A 15,885-nucleotide genomic window follows, 5' to 3' on the forward strand; every position below is an offset into this window, starting at 1 on the left:
CTTCGCACCGGGGACTGACAGCGGGCATCGCCAGCGGCTCGTGGGCGAGGGCGGCGGAGGTCAGTCGTCGAAGGCCGTCGCGCGGGTGCGCTTCTCCCAGGCCGCGATCTCCGTGCGCACCTGGTCGAGCTTGCCGAGGACGGCCTCGACGCCGTCCTCGCCGAGCGGCAGGTGCAGCGGAGTCCGCTCGGCGTCGAGCGCGGCCAGGACGAGGGCGGCGGCCTTGGCCGGGTCGCCGGGCTGGGTGCCGTCGCCACCGGAGACCACGCCTCGGGTCGCGCTCACCGTGGCGTACACCCCGCTGTCCGCGCTGACGCCTGCGCGGCTGGTGTCGAACAGCGCGGTGCGGAAGGCCCCCGGCTCCACGATCAGCACCTTGATGCCGAAGTCCCGCACCTCGTCCGCGAGCCCTTCGGACAGGCCCTCCAGCGCGAACTTGGTTCCGCTGTACGCGGAGAAGCCCGCGAAGGACATCTGTCCGCCCATGCTGCTCATCTGCACGATCGCCCCCGAGCGCCGCTCGCGCATGTGCGGCAGCACCGCACGCGCAAGGGCCGCCGGTCCGAACACGTGCAGGTCGAACAGGTCGCGCAACTCCGCGTCGGTGGTCTCCTCGAAGGCGCCGACGTGGGTTCGGCCCGCGTTGTTGACCAGGACGTCGATCCGGCCGTGCCGGGCGATCACGTCCCGTACCGCGGGCCCGGCGGCGGTGACGTCGGCGACGTCCAGCCGTAGTGCCTCCACCTGGTCCGGGTGGGCGGCCACCAGGTCGTCCAGCCCCTCGGGCCGCCGGGCGGCGCCCACCACCACGTCACCGGCGGCGACGGCCGCCTCCGCGATCGCCCGCCCGAGCCCGCTGCTCGCTCCGGTGATCAGCCACACCTTGTTCATGAGACGTGTCCTCCCTCGGTCGGTCATCGACCAGCCTGCTCCGGGCACCGGCCGCCCGTCCAAGACCCACGCCGACAACCGATGGTCCTTACGACGGACGTCCAAGTGCGGGACCTGCGGTACTTCGTCGCGGTCGCCGAGGAGCCGCACTTCACGCGCGCGGCCGAGCGGCTCTGCGCACACCCATTGCTGTCTGCCGGGTGACTTTTCGGGGCACGCGAATCCCTCGTAGCTGTCGTAGCCGTGCGCGTTCAGCGCTGGAGAAGGCGCAGTTGGAGCCAGACCGAGAGTCGGTCGTCGGGCTGTTCCAGGGGCATGTCGAAGAGCTCGGCGCTGCGGCGCAGGCGGTAGCGGAGGGTGTTCTTGTGCACGCCCAGGCGTGCCGCGGCCTCAGCGACGTTGCCCACGGCTTCCAGCCAGGCGAGGACCGAGACGACGAAGTCCGTGCCGTTCTCGGTGTCATGAGCGACCATGGCGGCGACACCGGGATGTCTCAGGCGTGGCTCCTGACCGAGTTCGTCGCCGACGCGGGCCAGCAGGAGCCGTGCGCGCACGTCGTCGAGGGTGGCGACGGGCGGGGCGTCCGGGTGGGCGGTGGTCACCCGGAGAATGTCGTCCGTCCTTGCACGAACCGGTCGGTGACATCGTCCGGAGCGGCCTGCGCGACCCCGGGACTTCTCCGGCCGGCACGGGATGCGCGACAGAACAGGGGAAGGCTCGGGACCGCCAACGCTGCACAACGGCACCCGCACGGGCCGAGATCCCACCGACTCCCGTGCCTCACCCGGCATCCGCCGCTCACAGCGGCCAAGCGGTCAGCAAATCGCCTGGGCCGTAGGCGGCATCGAGGCCCGGGCAGTCGACTCCGCTGCGCGAGACCGCCACGACGGGAAGAGGTTCGTGGGTGAGGGCAGCGCGGTGGCGGTGGAGAGCTGCCAGGTCGTGCCGGTCGAAGGGCGACTGCTCCAGCCACTTGACGGAGCCGACGAAGAGCAGCTCCTTGGCAATGGGGGTCCGGTCCGCCCCGACGATATCGATCTCGACGTCGTTGGTGCGGGTCCAGTAGCCGCCGCGGGGGCCGCAGGCAGCCGGTCGTCGGGCAGTATCCGCGCCAGGGCCTCGCGGATGAGGGGCTCGACGGCCCGTCCACGCCAGCTGGTCCAGTTCTCCCTGATCCGCGCCAAGGTCAGATCGCCCCGCCCTCGCTCGATCTCCTCCATGGAGGGGCCGAGCAGGTGCAGCCAGAACCGCAGGGAGGGATCCGTCACCCGGTAGCGGCGATCCTTCGACGGACACAGGATCCGCAGAGCCGTCTCGGCGGCCGCCTTCGCAGCCCGCCCGGTGTGATCGGGTCCGGGGCGCCGGTCCCGTCGTAGCGGACACGGCTGCCGGGGAAGACGGCGTCGCCGCCGACGTGCACCAGTCACGTCACGTCGATCACCGCACGCGGTACGACCGCCGTCAGCACCGCCTCCACCCGTACGGGATCGCGGGTGTCCGGCTGGTGCGGGCGGCGGGGTCGCCGGGGCAGGAGTTTCATGTCTGCCCCGGACCCGCGGACCGCTTCGCCACGTCCGCACCAGGCGTCGGCCAGCCCGGTTCGTCTCTGTCGCAGGTCAGGAGGAGGGCCGGGTCCCGGGCAACCCGGCGCATCTCGCGCGGTCCGGCGCTCCGGGCCATGTGCGCCCGGAGCGCCGAAACGGGGAGGTCACTCGGCCGGGGCCGGCTGCGGGGTCCGTGCCCGGCGGAACGGCCAGGCGAGGGTGGCGTGGAATCGGCGCGGGTCGGGGTAGGAGGCGGGGTCGTCGAGCCCGAGACGTTCAGGCACCCGGTCGGGCTGGTACACGAAGGTACGGAAGGCGATGTCCCAGACCGCCAGTACCGAGCTGTAGTTGACCCGCTCTCCCGCGCCGTGGTGCCAGCGGTGGGTCTCGGCGCCGATCAGGAGATAGTTCAGCGGTCCGGTACGGATATCGGAGTTGATGTGACTGATCGTCTGCTGAAGGTTCAGCACCACCAGGGCCAGGAACGCTGCATCGGGGTTGGCGCCGCTGAACCGGAACACCAGCAGGGAGATCACGAACCGGGAGACCAGCAGGTCGATCGGGTGAAAGACCGGGTGCATGAGTACGTAGAGCTGGGACGGCGCGTGGTGCACTCCGTGGGCCCGCCACAGCCGCGGGAGCGTGTGCGCGGCCCGATGGTAGCCGTACCAGAGCAGGTCGAGGGCGAGCAGCACGACCAGGGCCTGGACGAGCAGCGGCAGGCGCGCGACCGGTCCGAAGCCCCCGTCCGGGACGAAGCGGGCCGCGACCAGGGAAACGCCCATCGTCGCGACCTGCTCGACCACGAAGGCCAGGCCGATGAACGGCAGATCACGGCCGACGAGGCTGTCCCGGGTCATCCGCCAGCGATCCAGGAGCGGGTTGACGCGCTCCACGGTGAAGGCCACGGCGACGGTGCCGATGGTCAGCAGAGCGAGGACGGCGTCCTGCGATATCGCCAGACGGCGGGTGACGGCGGCCCAGACCACGATGGCCGTCACTGTCGCGAGCACGGGGTAGGTACCGTAGGTCAGACCCGGTCGTGCCGGGGTTTTCAGTTCCATGCAGCCAACGTCGCAGCGAACCGGGAGGCGGGCTTTCCCGTGGGCGTACCCCTCTTGCCTTCTCGCGCATCCGCGCTCCAGGACACCCAAGGTCCGGGAGGCACCGCCCTGATGGAGACGGAACTGCGGGCGTACGCGCTCGGGCGGGGCGCCGATCCGGATCTTTCACCGGCGGATGACCATGCTCGGGGAGAGTGGCTCGCACCGCTGTGGGAGGCCCTGGGACAAGGCGGTGTGGAGCACCCCGGGCTGGCGTTCGCGGCATCGTCCGACGCCACCGCGCTCGGCGGAGTGCTGGCGCCGATCCTCGCCAACAGCCCCGACGTCGGCGCGATGCTGGACAGCCTCGGGCGCTTTCACTCCCTCGTCGGCCGTAACGAGCTGGTCGTCCGGCGGTCCACCAGTCGTGATGGGGCGGCCACGGTTTCGGTGAGTCTGCGGGACATCGACGGTGGCGCGGCGCACCCGGAGACCGTCGACGCCTGTTTCGCGATGCTGTGTGCCATCGCTCGTCGGCTCGCCGGGGAGGGGGTGGCGCCGGACCGGGTGCTGCTGAGAAGGCCCGAGCCGGCGCGGCCGCAGGCATACCACCGTGCACTGGGCCCGGTGGCGTTCGGGCAGCCGACGGATGCCTGCGTGTTCGGGCCGAGTGCGCTTCGCGCGCGGGTACGGCACGCCGATCCGGTGGTGCTGGCGATGGTCGCTCCCTATGCACAGCGGCAGCTCTCGGTGGACCGCACGTCGTGGTCCTCGAAGGTACGGGCGGTTCTGCAGCAGGGTTCGGGCGCGGCCGGTCCGCCGCGACTCGCGGACGTGGCGCGAACGATGGCGGTCGGCCGGCGCACACTCCAGTTGCGGCTCCAGGAGGAGGGGTTCTCCTTCTCCGCCCTGGTCGACGCCGAGCAGCGAGAGCAGGCGCTGGCCCTGCTGGCGGAACCAGAACCCGCCGGACTGCCGGTGACCGCCATCGCGGCGCGGATGGGCTTCGCCACCCCGGCCGCGTTCACGCGTGCCGTACGAAGGTGGACGGGCATGCCCCCGTCGGCGTACCGACGGGCAGCGAGCACGACCGCGAGCGCGTCAGGCTGACGGGCCCGGACAGGGTGGCCGACACACATCAGCACGCGGAAGCGAGAGCCGGCAGGTCACGGCCGTACTCCCCAGACCCGACCGGCTTGTCGGAGTCGAGGCCCTCGGTCCTCCAGCGTCGCCGCTCCGGGGTCAGGGCTGCCCCCGCTCGGACGAGCCGCGTTGTTCATGAACTGAACCGGAACTCCACCACATCCCCGTCCTGCATCACATACTCCTTGCCCTCCATCCGCGCCTTCCCCTTCGCGCGGGCCTCCGCCACCGAGCCGGTCTCCACCAGGTCCTCGAAGGAGATGACCTCCGCCTTGATGAAGCCCTTCTGGAAGTCGGTGTGGATGACACCGGCGGCCTCGGGGGCGGTGGCGCCCCTCTTGATGGTCCAGGCGCGGGATTCCTTGGGGCCGGCCGTGAGGTAGGTCTGCAGGCCGAGGGTGTTGAAGCCGACGCGGGCCAGGGTGGCGAGGCCGGGCTCATCGGCGCCGACCGACTCCAGGAGCTCCATGGCGTCGGCCTCGTCCAGCTCGGCGAGGTCCGCCTCCAGCTTGGCGTTGAGGAAGATCGCCTCGGCAGGGGCGACCAGAGCGCGCTGCTCGGCCTTGAAGTCGTCGTCGACCAACTCGTCCTCGTCCACGTTGAAGACGTAGAGGAAGGGCTTGGTCGTCAGGAGGTGCAGGTCGTGCAGGAGTTCCTCGTTGCCGGAGCCCTGGACGATGCCTGCCGAGAAGAGGGTGTCGCCCCTCTCCAGGATCTCCTTCGCCGCCTCGACGGCCGCCACCTTCGGAGCCACGTCCTTCTTGATGCGCGACTCCTTCTGGAGGCGCGGCAGGACCTTCTCGATGGTCTGGAGGTCGGCGAGGATCAGCTCGGTGTTGATCGTCTCGATGTCGTCCTTGGGCGAGACCTTGCCGTCGACGTGGACGACGTTCTCGTCCTTGAAGGCGCGGATGACCTGGCAGATCGCGTCGGACTCGCGGATGTTGGCCAGGAACTTGTTGCCCAGGCCCTCGCCCTCCGAGGCACCCTTCACGATGCCCGCGATGTCGACGAAGTCCACGGTCGCCGGGAGGATGCGCTGCGAGGAGAAGATTTCGGCCAGTTTCGTCAGACGCGCGTCCGGGACGCCGACCACGCCCACGTTCGGCTCGATCGTGGCGAACGGGTAGTTGGCCGCGAGCACGTCGTTCTTGGTCAGGGCGTTGAACAGGGTCGACTTGCCGACATTCGGCAGACCGACGATTCCGATCGTGAGCGACACGTTGCGACTTCCCGTACGTGAGAGGAGGACTGGAGGCGACACTTCAGGGGCTGGGCCGATCCACCAGTCTACGGCGTGCCCGACCTCGCTCCGGCTACCGATCGAACGCATGGCCAAGGTCCGCCCTACGGCGTGTCCCAGGGGCGATTCGACACATAAACCGACCTAAGTTGGTCGAGTGGAGCAACACAGGACGCGAACCCCGCACAACGGAACGCGACGAGGCACACCCCCGCTGCCCCCGCAGGCGGCCCGCGGCCGGACGGCAGGCGGTGGTGCGCGACCTGCGCAGAGGCCCGTGCAGAAACGCCCCGCCACCCGCCCCTCGGCAGTACGGCAGCCCGGTCCGCCGCTCGTCGAGGCCGTACGACGGCTGCCGAACCCCCGGCTGACCGGGCTGGGCGGCGGCCTGTTCTGCGGGGCGGTGATGTTCGTCCTCGGCTGCCTGGACGACCTGCTGTTCGGCGGCTCGCTGACGGTGTACGGCGTGCTGTTCCTGCCGGTGTGCGTGCTCACCGCGGTGTGGGTGCGCAAGGGCGACCTGGTGACCGCCCCCGTCGTCGTCCCGATCGCCTTCGCGGTCGGCGTGATCCCGGTGACCGACAGCAGCGGCGGACTCCTGGGCCGCCTGATGGGCCTGGTGACCGCACTGGCCACCCAGGCCGGTTGGCTCTACGGCGGCACGCTGGTCGCCGGTGTGATCGTGACCGTACGGAAGGTCGTGCTCATGCGCCAGCAGGTCGCGCGACGGAAGACCAGCGCCCGCTAGCCGTCAAGTGGCGCCCCGGGTCGACGGACCGGCGGCGCCCGTCGGCCCCGTCCGCCTTGCAGACCCTCCCCCGACGCTCCTCAGCCGTCCTTGACCGCCCGCATCGCCGCCCCCACGATCCCCGCGTTGTTCTGCAGCTGGGCCGGGACGATCTCCGCCTCGATGCCCTCGATGAAGGGCAGGAACTTCTCGGACTTGCGGCTCACGCCGCCCCCGATGATGAACAGGTCGGGCGAGAAGAGCATCTCGACATGGGCGAGGTACTTGGTGACGCGGCGGGCCCAGTGCTCCCACGTCAGGCCGGCGTCGTCCTTGGCCTTGCTGGAGGCCCGCTTCTCCGCGTCGTTGCCGTGCAGCTCCAGGTGGCCCATCTCGGTGTTGGGCACCAGGACGCCGTCGATGAACAGGGCGCTGCCGATGCCCGTGCCGAAGGTCAGCAGGATGACCGTGCCTCTGCGGCCCTTGCCGGCGCCGAAGTTCATCTCGGCGACGCCCGCCGCGTCCGCGTCGTTGACCACCGTCACCGGCAGGCCGCCGAGCCGCTCGCTGAACAACACGCGCGCGTCCGTGTCGACCCAGCTCTTGTCGACGTTGGCCGCCGAACGGATCGTCGACCCGTCCGTGACCACGCCCGGGAAGGTCAGCCCGACCGGGCCCGACCACCCGAAGTGGTCGACGACCTGCTTCACCCCGTCGGCCACGCCGTCGGGCGTCGCCGGATACGGGGTGAGCACCTTGAAGCGCTCCTGGGCCAGGTCGCCCCTGTCTAGGTCCACAGGGGCGCCCTTGATCCCGGAACCGCCGATGTCCACACCGAAGATCTGCATGGCTCTACGTTACGACGGACGACTGACAGTCACTCAGCGGAGGTACCCTTACGCTCCGCGATCAGCGCCGCCGCCTCCTCTCGCAGGTCTCGACGGAGCTCCTTGGGCAGCGAGAAGGTGATGGACTCCTCGGCCGCCTTGACGATCTCGACGTCCTCGAAGCCGCGCTCGGCCAGCCACTCGAGGACCTGCTCGACCAGGACCTCCGGCACCGAGGCACCGGAGGTGACGCCGACCGTGCCGACGCCCTCCAGCCAGGCCTCGTCGATCTCGCTCGCGAAGTCCACGAGGTAGGCCTCGCGGGAGCCGGCCAGTTTGGCGACCTCCACCAGCCGCTTGGAGTTGGAGGAGTTGCGGGAGCCGACCACGATCACCAGCTCGGCCTCGGCGCCCATCTGCTTGACCGCGAGCTGACGGTTCTGGGTGGCGTAGCAGATGTCGTCGCTCGGCGGGGAGATCAGCTGCGGGAACTTCTCCTTGAGCGCGTCGACGGTCTCCATGGTCTCGTCCACGGAGAGCGTGGTCTGCGACAGCCAGACGACCTTCGAATCGTCGCGGACCTCGACCTTGGCGACGTCACCGGGGCCGTCCACGAGCTGGATGTGTTCGGGCGCCTCGCCGGAGGTGCCGATGACCTCCTCGTGGCCCTCGTGCCCGATCAGGAGGATGTCGTAGTCCTCGTCGGCGAAGCGGACGGCTTCCTTGTGGACCTTGGTGACCAGCGGGCAGGTCGCGTCGATGGTGGCGAGCCGTCCGCGCGCGGCCTCCTCGTGGACGACGGGCGCGACTCCATGGGCGGAGAACATCACGATGTTCCCCTCGGGGACCTCTTCCGTCCGCTCGACGAAGATGGCGCCCTTCTTCTCCAGCGTCTGCACGACGTACTTGTTGTGCACGATCTCGTGCCGGACATAGACGGGAGCCCCGTACTGCTCCAGGGCTTTCTCGACGGCGATCACGGCGCGGTCCACACCCGCGCAGTAGCCACGGGGAGCGGCGAGCAGGACACGGCGGCCAGGCGAAGCAGTCATGCGAACCATCGTAAGGCCGTGTGGGGCGCGTCGAAGATCGCGCCCACGGGGAGACCGGCCGCCCGGCGACGCGGACCACCGACGGCCCCCGCGGCAGGGTACCGAGCGGCCTCGGGCTCGTTGTCAGTCGTGGCCGTTACCCTCGCGGCATGGGTCTCAACACGTCCGCGGAAACTCCCCTGCCCGTCGGTGAGGTATCGCGGCTCATCGGGGGGTGGATCGACCGGCTGGGGGCCGTCTGGGTCGAGGGGCAGATCACTCAGCTGTCGCGGCGGCCCGGTGCCGGGGTCGTGTTTCTGACGTTGCGTGATCCCTCGTACGACATCTCCATCAGCGTGACGTGCTATCGGCAGGTGTTCGACGCCATTGCCGACGTCGTCACCGAGGGCGCCCGCGTCGTCGTGCACGCCAAGCCCGAGTGGTACGCACCCCGCGGCCAGCTCTCCCTTCGCGCCGCCGAGATAAAGCCCGTCGGTGTCGGGGAACTGCTCGCGCGGCTGGAGCAGTTGAAGAAGTCGCTCGCCGCCGAGGGGCTGTTCGCGGCCGAGCGGAAGAAGGCGTTGCCGTTTCTGCCGCAGCTCGTGGGGCTGGTGTGCGGGCGGGCCTCGGCGGCCGAGCGGGATGTGTTGGAGAACGCCCGGCATCGGTGGCCGGCTGTTCGTTTCGAGGTGCGGAACGTCGCCGTGCAGGGCGTGCACGCCGTTCCGCAGGTCGTGCAGGCCGTCAAGGAGCTGGACGCGATGGGCGACGTGGATGTGATCATCGTCGCCCGGGGAGGTGGGAGCGTCGAGGATCTGCTGCCCTTCTCCGACGAGCAGCTGGTCCGGGCCGTCGCCGAGTGCCGTACGCCCGTCGTGTCCGCCATCGGGCACGAGCCCGACACCCCGCTGCTCGACTACGTCGCCGATCTCCGGGCGTCCACACCCACCGACGCCGCGAAGAAGGTCGTACCGGACGTCGGGGAGGAGTACGAGCGGGTGCGGTTGCTTCGGGACCGGGCGCGGCGGTGTGTCGAGGCCCTCGTCGCGCGGGAGGAGCGTGGGCTGGCCCATGCCCTTGCGCGGCCCTCGATAGAGGACCCGCACCGGATGGTCGACGAGCGGGCCGCCCACGTGGCCTCGCTGGTCGAGCGGTCCCGGCGCACGCTCGGGCATCTCCTGGACCGCGCCGACTCCGAGCTCACGCACACGCACGCACGCGTGGTGGCCCTCTCCCCCGCCGCCACCCTCAAGCGCGGGTACGCCGTGCTGCAGAAGGCCGACGGGCACGTGGTGCGGGACCCGGACGAGGTCTCTGCCGACGAGACGCTGCGGGCGCGGGTTTCCGAGGGGGAGTTCCCCGTCAAGGTCGTACGAGTCGATGCATAGGGTGAGTGGATGACCAGCAAGGTGGCGGAAGAGTCGCTCGGGTACGAGCAGGCGCGGGACGAACTGATCGAGGTCGTACGGCGGCTGGAGGCGGGCGGCACGACACTCGAGGAGTCCCTGGCGCTGTGGGAGCGGGGCGAGGAGCTGGCCAAGGTCTGCCGGCGGTGGCTGGACGGGGCTCGGGCCCGTCTGGACGCGGCCCTCGCCGAGGAGGCAGAGGAAGCGGCCGGGGAGGGGCAGGGCGGGGACGAAGGGGAGTAGGCAGCGGCACGGGCTGTCTACGAGCGGGTCGTCACCACCGTCTGAGCGGCCCCCGTGCGTGACGTACGGCTACGACGTCTTCAGTGCCTCGGCCATCTCCGTCAGCTGCTTGAACGAGCCCGTGCCCGCGACCACCGTCGTCGCGTGCTTGCCGGGCAAAACCAGGGCGTCGTAGCGACCGCCGGTGTAGTGGGTCCAGGTCTGCCCGTTGATCTGCTGGGTGGCCTTCGTCGCGTCCGCGCCCTGGGTGGCGTCGTCGATGAAGGCCGACGGCTTCTGAGTCGACTGCTCGATCTGCACGTACTGGCGGTCGGGGGTCTGGAAGCCCAGGTGCCAGGAGTCGAAGTCGTCGCCCTGGAAGCGGACGGACGTCGCCTTCCAGGTCCTGGGCAGACCCTCCGGCGCGGCCACGGGGTAGGCCGCGGCGCGCCGTGCCGTGAGCAGTTCGACGCGGTAGTCGACCCGCTTGAGATCCGGAGCCGAGTCGTCGTGCGGGATGAAGACGTAGATGACTGCCGCCGCGATCCCGATGAGGCCCAGGGAGAGAATCATGTCCCGGACCGTCTTCTGCTTGCCGTTCGAACCTGCCACATCCCCTATCGTCGCAGGTGCCCGGTCCGCTCATCCGTGGGGTCCCCTGCTCATTTTGTCGAACTGACGATAGAGTCGTGGGTCGAACCCTCATCCGGCCGTCGTCGTATCAGAAAGGTGCGCCTCGATGACCGAGAATCATCACTTGCCGTCCGAACTCGAAGTTCCCAGTGAAGCCCCCGACCGCAACCTCGCCCTGGAACTCGTCCGGGTGACCGAAGCCGCCGCGATGGCCGCGGGCCGCTGGGTCGGGCGGGGCGAGAAGAACGGCGCCGACGGTGCGGCGGTGCGGGCCATGCGCACCCTCGTCTCCACCGTGTCGATGAACGGCGTGGTCGTCATCGGCGAGGGCGAGAAGGACGAGGCCCCGATGCTCTTCAACGGAGAGCGGGTCGGGGACGGGACCGGGCCGGAGTGCGACATCGCCGTCGATCCGATCGACGGGACGACGCTCACGGCGAAGGGCATGCCGAACGCGATCGCCGTGCTGGCGGCCGCGGACCGGGGGTCGATGTTCGACCCGTCCGCCGTGTTCTACATGGACAAGCTGGTCACCGGGCCCGAGGCCGCGGACTTCGTCGACATCAACGCGCCGGTCTCCGTGAACATCCGGCGGGTGGCCAAGGCCAAGCGGTCCACGCCGGAGGACGTGACCGTGGTGATCCTGGACCGGCCTCGGCACGAGGGGATCATCAAAGAGATCCGGGAGGCCGGGGCACGGATCAAGCTCATCTCCGACGGTGACGTGGCCGGGTCCATCTACGCGCTGCGCGAGGGCACCGGCGTCGACATGCTGCTGGGCATCGGCGGTACGCCGGAGGGGATCATCTCGGCCTGCGCGGTGAAGTGTCTCGGCGGGACGATCCAGGGCAAGCTGTGGCCGAAGGACGACGAGGAGCGGGCGCGGGCCGTCGACGCCGGGCACGATCTGGACCGCGTGCTGATGACCGACGACCTGGTGTCCGGGGAGAACGTCTTCTTCGTCGCGACCGGGATCACCGACGGGGAGCTGCTGCGGGGCGTGCGGTACCGGTCGGAGACGGCGACGACCGACTCGATCGTGATGCGCTCGAAGTCGGGGACGGTGCGGCGGATCGAGTCCGAGCACCGGCTCAGCAAGCTGCGGGCCTACTCGGCGATTGACTTTGATCGCGCCAAATAGCTCGGGGGCCTTGTCGCGCCCACGCGGCGGTGGCCGCGCATGCGGCACAGCCGCGCGCCACTGAAGGCATCACCTCGCCCGGCGTCGAGAAATGGGCGTCCCCTGGTGCGGTAGGGGGCGCCCACTTCACGTCGTAGCGGGGTCAGCCCGCCTGCGCTATGCGGCCCTGTGCCCGTGCCGTCTTCTTCAGTTCCATCTCGCGACGGCGGCGTCGGGCCAGGACGACTCGGCGTTCCGCCGCGGTGAGGCCGCCCCAGACGCCGTAGGGCTCCGGCTGGAGCAGGGCGTGTTCGCGGCACTCGACCATGACCGGGCAGCGGGCACAGACGCGTTTCGCGGCCTCCTCGCGGGAGAGCCGGGCGGCCGTGGGTTCCTTGGAGGGGGCGAAGAAGAGGCCGGCCTCGTCGCGGCGGCACACCGCCTCGGTGTGCCAAGGGGCGTCCTGATCCCTGGCTGGCACTGGCACCCGCTGGGCCGGAACGGCAGCTACCTGCAGGGACGAATGCGGCGGTTGCAGCACGGTCTACTCCTGACGACGGCTTCGCGAGCGAGCGACGATGCAGCAAGGCCTACCCGCTGTGCGCGTGCCTATGCACTGAGTTCCGAAGCCGCGAGGTTCACAACCGTCAACGATCCAGGTGTTTGCGCAAATGTTTATCGACCTTGTGCTGCACACGATCGAGAATGTCTGCGACGAGCTTGCCCCGTTTCGGTTTCGCCTCCACGTTGCCCAGGACCGCCCAGCCGTCGACGTAGACCACCGGGGCGTCCGGGTCGGGCGAGTCCAGCGGCGCCACCTCGAAGTTGCCCAGCACACCGCCGCCGGTGCCGCGCAGCGACACGTTCTCCGGGACGCGCACCTCGACGTTGCCGAAGACCGAGATCGCCTTGATGACGACCTGCTGGTACTCGAAGAGGGCCTCGCTGAGGTCTATCTCGACACTGCCGAAGATCGCGTACGCATGGATCCGGCGACCGGCGCGCCAGCGGCCCTTGCGCATGGCGCTGCTGAACACCGCGATCACGTTGTCGTCCGGGTCGACCGGAATGGTGCCCAGCGGGGGCCTGTTCGGCGCCGCGGCGAACGAAGGGGCCGCGCGGCGCTGGTGGGCGGCGGGCAGGTCCCGGATGAAGACCTCCAGCTCGCCGACCGTCTTGGCGGCGAGCACGCCCTCCACCCGCTCGGCGTGCTCGTCGGCGGTCAGCCGGCCCTCGGCGAGGGCCTCGCGCAGGATGTCGGCGATACGGTCACGGTCGGCGTCCGAGGCACGCAGTTCGGATGCGTGCGCTGCTGTGTCCTGCTGTTGCTTCTGAAGGTCCACGACGACAGCGTAGCGAAACGCGATAGATCGCGACTACCCCACAGCGGGGATCGGCTGCCGGGCAACTGAGGACAACCTCACAAGCTCGTTGTCCGAAGCAGGTTCTACGCTGGTGAGCGCCCGCCAGTGTCGGCGGGCGGCCGTCTGTCGAGTGAGGAATGGGCTGCGATGCCTGAGTTCGCGTACACCGATCTGCTCCCCATGGGAGAGGACACCACCCCGTACCGGCTGGTGACCTCCGAGGGTGTCTCCACCTTCGAGGCCGACGGGCGGACGTTCCTCAAGGTGGAGCCGGAGGCGCTGCGGAAGCTCGCGGCCGAGGCGATCCACGACATCCAGCACTATCTGCGGCCCGCCCACCTCGCGCAGCTGCGCCGCATCATCGACGACCCCGAGGCGTCGAACAACGACAAGTTCGTGGCCCTGGACCTCCTGAAGAACGCGAACATCGCGGCGGCCGGTGTGCTGCCCATGTGCCAGGACACCGGTACGGCGATCGTCATGGGCAAGCGCGGGCAGAACGTGCTCACCGAGGGCGGCGACGAGGCGGCTCTCAGCCGTGGCATCTACGACGCCTATCTGAACCTCAACCTGCGGTACTCGCAGATGGCCCCGCTGACCATGTGGGACGAGAAGAACACCGGGTCGAACCTGCCGGCCCAGATCGAGCTGTACGCCACCGACGGCGGCGCCTACAAGTTCCTCTTCATGGCCAAGGGCGGCGGCTCCGCCAACAAGTCGTTCCTGTACCAGGAGACGAAGGCCGTCCTGAACGAGGCCTCCATGATGAAGTTCCTGGAGGAGAAGATCCGTTCGCTCGGTACGGCCGCCTGCCCGCCGTACCACCTGGCGATCGTCGTCGGCGGCACGTCCGCCGAGTACGCGCTGAAGACCGCCAAGTACGCCTCCGCGCACTACCTGGACGAGATCCCGGCCGAGGGTTCCGAGCTGGGGCACGGCTTCCGGGACAAGGAGCTGGAGCAGAAGGTCTTCGAGCTGACGCAGAAGATCGGGATCGGGGCGCAGTTCGGCGGCAAGTACTTCTGCCACGACGTGCGGGTCGTCCGGCTGCCGCGGCACGGCGCGTCCTGCCCGGTCGCCATCGCCGTGTCCTGCTCCGCCGACCGGCAGGCGCTCGCGAAGATCACGCCGGAGGGCGTCTTCCTGGAGCAGCTGGAGACGGACCCGGCGCGCTTCCTGCCGGAGACGACGGACGAGCACCTCGACGAGGCCTCCGACGTGGTCGAGATCGACCTGAACCAGCCGATGGACGACATCCTCGCCGAGCTGACCAAGTACCCGGTCAAGACCCGTCTCTCCCTCACCGGTCCGCTGGTCGTGGCCCGTGACATCGCGCACGCCAAGATCAAGGAGCGGCTCGACGCGGGCGAGGAGATGCCGCAGTACCTGAAGGACCACCCGGTCTACTACGCGGGCCCGGCGAAGACGCCCGAGGGGTACGCCTCCGGTTCCTTCGGTCCCACGACCGCGGGCCGTATGGACTCCTATGTCGAGCAGTTCCAGGCCGCCGGCGGCTCCAAGGTGATGCTCGCCAAGGGCAACCGCAGCAAGCAGGTCACGGACGCGTGCGACACGCACGGCGGCTTCTACCTCGGCTCCATCGGCGGCCCGGCCGCCCGTCTCGCCCAGGACTGCATCAAGAAGGTCGAGGTCGTCGAGTACGAGGAACTCGGCATGGAGGCGGTCTGGAAGATCGAGGTCGAGGACTTCCCGGCGTTCATCGTGGTGGACGACAAGGGCAACGACTTCTTCCAGGATCCCGCGCCCCAGCCGACGTTCACCAGCATCCCGGTGCGGGGCCCGGGGCTGGCGTAGCGCCTTCGGGAACGCCGGACGGCCGGCGCCCGCGCCGACCTCACGACGATCTCGGTGCGGGGCCCCGGGCCGGCCCAGCGTCCCGGGACGTCGTACGACAGCGCCGTACGACGTCGGTGAACTCCTGGATGCCGTCCCACTTCGTCCCAGGAACGGGTGGGACGGCATCTTTGTGAAGTTCGCCGGAAACGCTCCGTGCTGACTGGATCACAGCCCGTGATTCGCAGGTCAGCTCGGAGGGACATCCCATGATTCGACGCACACTGCGCGGTGGTCTCCTGGCCGCGTTCGCGGTCGTCGCCGTCTTCCCGGTGGCGGCCGTCGCCGATGCCGGGCCGGTCGCCTCGGCCCACGCCTGGAACTCCACTCCCCCGCACATCTCCGTGCCGTGGCAGCCGTCCGGCACGCCGTCCACGCCGCCCGCCCGGCCGAAGCACTGCGGTCGGCAGCACGCGAAGCCGCACGGCCGGCACCTGCGGAAGCACACCCACCTGAAGAAGCACGCCCGGCGCCACCACACGGCCACCCGCGCCCGCCACCAGCGCCACCTCCGGCACCTCCACGGCCTCCGGTACATCGTCGCGACGCACACCTGGGGCAACGTCGCCACGCGCGGTCTGCGGCTGAACGTCCGGTCGGGGCCGGGCACCGGATACCGCGTCGTCGGCTCGCGGCCGGCCGGCGCCCGGGTGGCCGTCACCTGCAAGGTGCGCGGTTCCGGCGTCCGGGGCAACCACCGCTGGTACCGGCTGACCCACCAGAAGGGCTATGTCTCCGCCCACTACGTGCACAGCCGCAGCGCCGTCCGCTGGTGCTGACGGCCCCTCGACCGCACCGCTCATGAGCCGCGGTGCCTTCCGGCGGGCCTCGGGAACC

17 protein-coding genes and 1 pseudogene are annotated in these 15,885 nt (G+C 69.9%); 8 read left to right on the top strand and 10 right to left on the bottom strand.

What is annotated here, in order from left to right; genetic code table 11:
* Nucleotides 1–60: 60 nt before the first annotated feature.
* Complete coding sequence (locus tag ACWC09_RS43215) at nt 61–891, bottom strand: oxidoreductase (protein ID WP_450856626.1); 831 nt, start codon at nt 889–891, stop codon at nt 61–63.
* A gap of 81 nt (nt 892–972) precedes the next feature.
* On the opposite strand from ACWC09_RS43215, the gene ACWC09_RS43220 reads away from it, so the two are divergent.
* Nucleotides 973–1,095 carry a LysR family transcriptional regulator gene (locus ACWC09_RS43220; RefSeq protein WP_450856627.1) on the top strand — a complete coding sequence of 41 codons (123 nt, stop codon included), beginning with the start codon at nt 973–975 and terminating at the stop codon, nt 1,093–1,095.
* Nucleotides 1,096–1,142: 47 nt separating this feature from the next.
* On the opposite strand, the gene ACWC09_RS43225 is transcribed toward ACWC09_RS43220, so the two are convergent.
* From ACWC09_RS43225 to ACWC09_RS43235, 3 genes and pseudogenes are all read right to left on the bottom strand, one after another.
* The gene (locus tag ACWC09_RS43225) at nt 1,143–1,493 is read right to left on the bottom strand and encodes a PucR family transcriptional regulator (protein ID WP_450856629.1); all 351 of its coding nucleotides are present in this window, start codon (nt 1,491–1,493) and stop codon (nt 1,143–1,145) included.
* 196 nt (nt 1,494–1,689) lie between these two features.
* Nucleotides 1,690–2,189: pseudogene (locus ACWC09_RS43230) on the bottom strand (DUF234 domain-containing protein); the annotation flags it as partial.
* Nucleotides 2,190–2,599: 410 nt separating this feature from the next.
* The gene (locus ACWC09_RS43235; RefSeq protein ID WP_450856630.1) at nt 2,600–3,499 is read right to left on the bottom strand and encodes a sterol desaturase family protein; all 900 of its coding nucleotides are present in this window, start codon (nt 3,497–3,499) and stop codon (nt 2,600–2,602) included.
* Between the two features lie 111 nt (nt 3,500–3,610).
* Here ACWC09_RS43235 and ACWC09_RS43240 point away from each other — a divergent pair, with 111 nt between their 5' ends.
* On the top strand, nt 3,611–4,588 hold the full coding sequence (locus tag ACWC09_RS43240; protein ID WP_450856631.1) for an AraC family transcriptional regulator ligand-binding domain-containing protein: 978 nt from the start codon (nt 3,611–3,613) through the stop codon (nt 4,586–4,588).
* A 166-nt stretch (nt 4,589–4,754) separates the two neighbouring features.
* Here the strand turns inward: ACWC09_RS43240 and ychF are convergent, their stop codons facing one another.
* Nucleotides 4,755–5,843: a redox-regulated ATPase YchF gene (gene ychF / locus ACWC09_RS43245; protein WP_450856632.1), complete on the bottom strand. Its 1,089-nt coding sequence runs from the start codon at nt 5,841–5,843 to the stop codon at nt 4,755–4,757.
* Nucleotides 5,844–6,141: 298 nt separating this feature from the next.
* Here ychF and ACWC09_RS43250 point away from each other — a divergent pair, with 298 nt between their 5' ends.
* The gene (locus ACWC09_RS43250) at nt 6,142–6,612 is read left to right on the top strand and encodes a DUF6542 domain-containing protein (protein ID WP_450856634.1); all 471 of its coding nucleotides are present in this window, start codon (nt 6,142–6,144) and stop codon (nt 6,610–6,612) included.
* Between the two features lie 80 nt (nt 6,613–6,692).
* Here ACWC09_RS43250 and ppgK read toward each other — a convergent pair whose 3' ends face one another.
* Both ppgK and ACWC09_RS43260 read right to left on the bottom strand, forming a co-directional pair.
* Entirely contained in the window at nt 6,693–7,439 is a 747-nt protein-coding gene (gene ppgK, locus ACWC09_RS43255) for a polyphosphate--glucose phosphotransferase (protein ID WP_450856636.1), read from the bottom strand.
* Nucleotides 7,440–7,468: 29 nt separating this feature from the next.
* A complete protein-coding gene (locus tag ACWC09_RS43260; RefSeq protein WP_450856638.1) occupies nt 7,469–8,479 on the bottom strand; it encodes a 4-hydroxy-3-methylbut-2-enyl diphosphate reductase in 1,011 nt (336 codons plus the stop codon).
* 140 nt (nt 8,480–8,619) lie between these two features.
* On the opposite strand from ACWC09_RS43260, the gene xseA reads away from it, so the two are divergent.
* Nucleotides 8,620–9,837: an exodeoxyribonuclease VII large subunit gene (xseA, locus tag ACWC09_RS43265; RefSeq protein WP_450856640.1), complete on the top strand. Its 1,218-nt coding sequence runs from the start codon at nt 8,620–8,622 to the stop codon at nt 9,835–9,837.
* A 9-nt stretch (nt 9,838–9,846) separates the two neighbouring features.
* Entirely contained in the window at nt 9,847–10,098 is a 252-nt protein-coding gene (locus tag ACWC09_RS43270; protein ID WP_450856642.1) for an exodeoxyribonuclease VII small subunit, read from the top strand.
* Between the two features lie 69 nt (nt 10,099–10,167).
* Here the strand turns inward: ACWC09_RS43270 and ACWC09_RS43275 are convergent, their stop codons facing one another.
* Complete coding sequence (locus ACWC09_RS43275; RefSeq protein ID WP_450856644.1) at nt 10,168–10,689, bottom strand: DUF4245 domain-containing protein; 522 nt, start codon at nt 10,687–10,689, stop codon at nt 10,168–10,170.
* 127 nt (nt 10,690–10,816) lie between these two features.
* On the opposite strand from ACWC09_RS43275, the gene glpX reads away from it, so the two are divergent.
* On the top strand, nt 10,817–11,851 hold the full coding sequence (gene glpX / locus ACWC09_RS43280) for a class II fructose-bisphosphatase (RefSeq protein ID WP_450856646.1): 1,035 nt from the start codon (nt 10,817–10,819) through the stop codon (nt 11,849–11,851).
* Nucleotides 11,852–11,993: 142 nt separating this feature from the next.
* Here glpX and ACWC09_RS43285 read toward each other — a convergent pair whose 3' ends face one another.
* Together ACWC09_RS43285 and ACWC09_RS43290 are read right to left on the bottom strand one after the other, a co-directional pair.
* Entirely contained in the window at nt 11,994–12,371 is a 378-nt protein-coding gene (locus ACWC09_RS43285; protein ID WP_356353622.1) for a WhiB family transcriptional regulator, read from the bottom strand.
* 106 nt (nt 12,372–12,477) lie between these two features.
* Complete coding sequence (locus tag ACWC09_RS43290) at nt 12,478–13,173, bottom strand: DUF1707 SHOCT-like domain-containing protein (protein WP_450856648.1); 696 nt, start codon at nt 13,171–13,173, stop codon at nt 12,478–12,480.
* A gap of 168 nt (nt 13,174–13,341) precedes the next feature.
* Between ACWC09_RS43290 and ACWC09_RS43295 the strand changes: the two genes are divergently transcribed.
* Both ACWC09_RS43295 and ACWC09_RS43300 read left to right on the top strand, forming a co-directional pair.
* A complete protein-coding gene (locus ACWC09_RS43295; protein WP_450856650.1) occupies nt 13,342–15,009 on the top strand; it encodes a fumarate hydratase in 1,668 nt (555 codons plus the stop codon).
* Between the two features lie 248 nt (nt 15,010–15,257).
* Nucleotides 15,258–15,827, top strand: coding sequence for an SH3 domain-containing protein (locus ACWC09_RS43300; RefSeq protein ID WP_450856652.1), 570 nt, complete (start codon nt 15,258–15,260; stop codon nt 15,825–15,827).
* Nucleotides 15,828–15,885 lie beyond the last annotated feature (58 nt).

It is taken from the genome of Streptomyces sp. NPDC001617, from assembly GCF_053596855.1.

Coding starts and splice junctions, on each gene's coding strand:
- ACWC09_RS43215 (WP_450856626.1), bottom strand. CDS start 891: ATGAACAAGGTGTGGCTGATCACCGGAGCGAGCAGCGGGCTCGGGCGG.
- ACWC09_RS43220 (WP_450856627.1), top strand. CDS start 973: ATGGTCCTTACGACGGACGTCCAAGTGCGGGACCTGCGGTACTTCGTC.
- ACWC09_RS43235 (WP_450856630.1), bottom strand. CDS start 3,499: ATGGAACTGAAAACCCCGGCACGACCGGGTCTGACCTACGGTACCTAC.
- ACWC09_RS43240 (WP_450856631.1), top strand. CDS start 3,611: ATGGAGACGGAACTGCGGGCGTACGCGCTCGGGCGGGGCGCCGATCCG.
- ppgK (WP_450856636.1), bottom strand. CDS start 7,439: ATGCAGATCTTCGGTGTGGACATCGGCGGTTCCGGGATCAAGGGCGCC.
- ACWC09_RS43260 (WP_450856638.1), bottom strand. CDS start 8,479: ATGGTTCGCATGACTGCTTCGCCTGGCCGCCGTGTCCTGCTCGCCGCT.
- xseA (WP_450856640.1), top strand. CDS start 8,620: ATGGGTCTCAACACGTCCGCGGAAACTCCCCTGCCCGTCGGTGAGGTA.
- ACWC09_RS43270 (WP_450856642.1), top strand. CDS start 9,847: ATGACCAGCAAGGTGGCGGAAGAGTCGCTCGGGTACGAGCAGGCGCGG.
- glpX (WP_450856646.1), top strand. CDS start 10,817: ATGACCGAGAATCATCACTTGCCGTCCGAACTCGAAGTTCCCAGTGAA.
- ACWC09_RS43295 (WP_450856650.1), top strand. CDS start 13,342: ATGCCTGAGTTCGCGTACACCGATCTGCTCCCCATGGGAGAGGACACC.
- ACWC09_RS43300 (WP_450856652.1), top strand. CDS start 15,258: ATGATTCGACGCACACTGCGCGGTGGTCTCCTGGCCGCGTTCGCGGTC.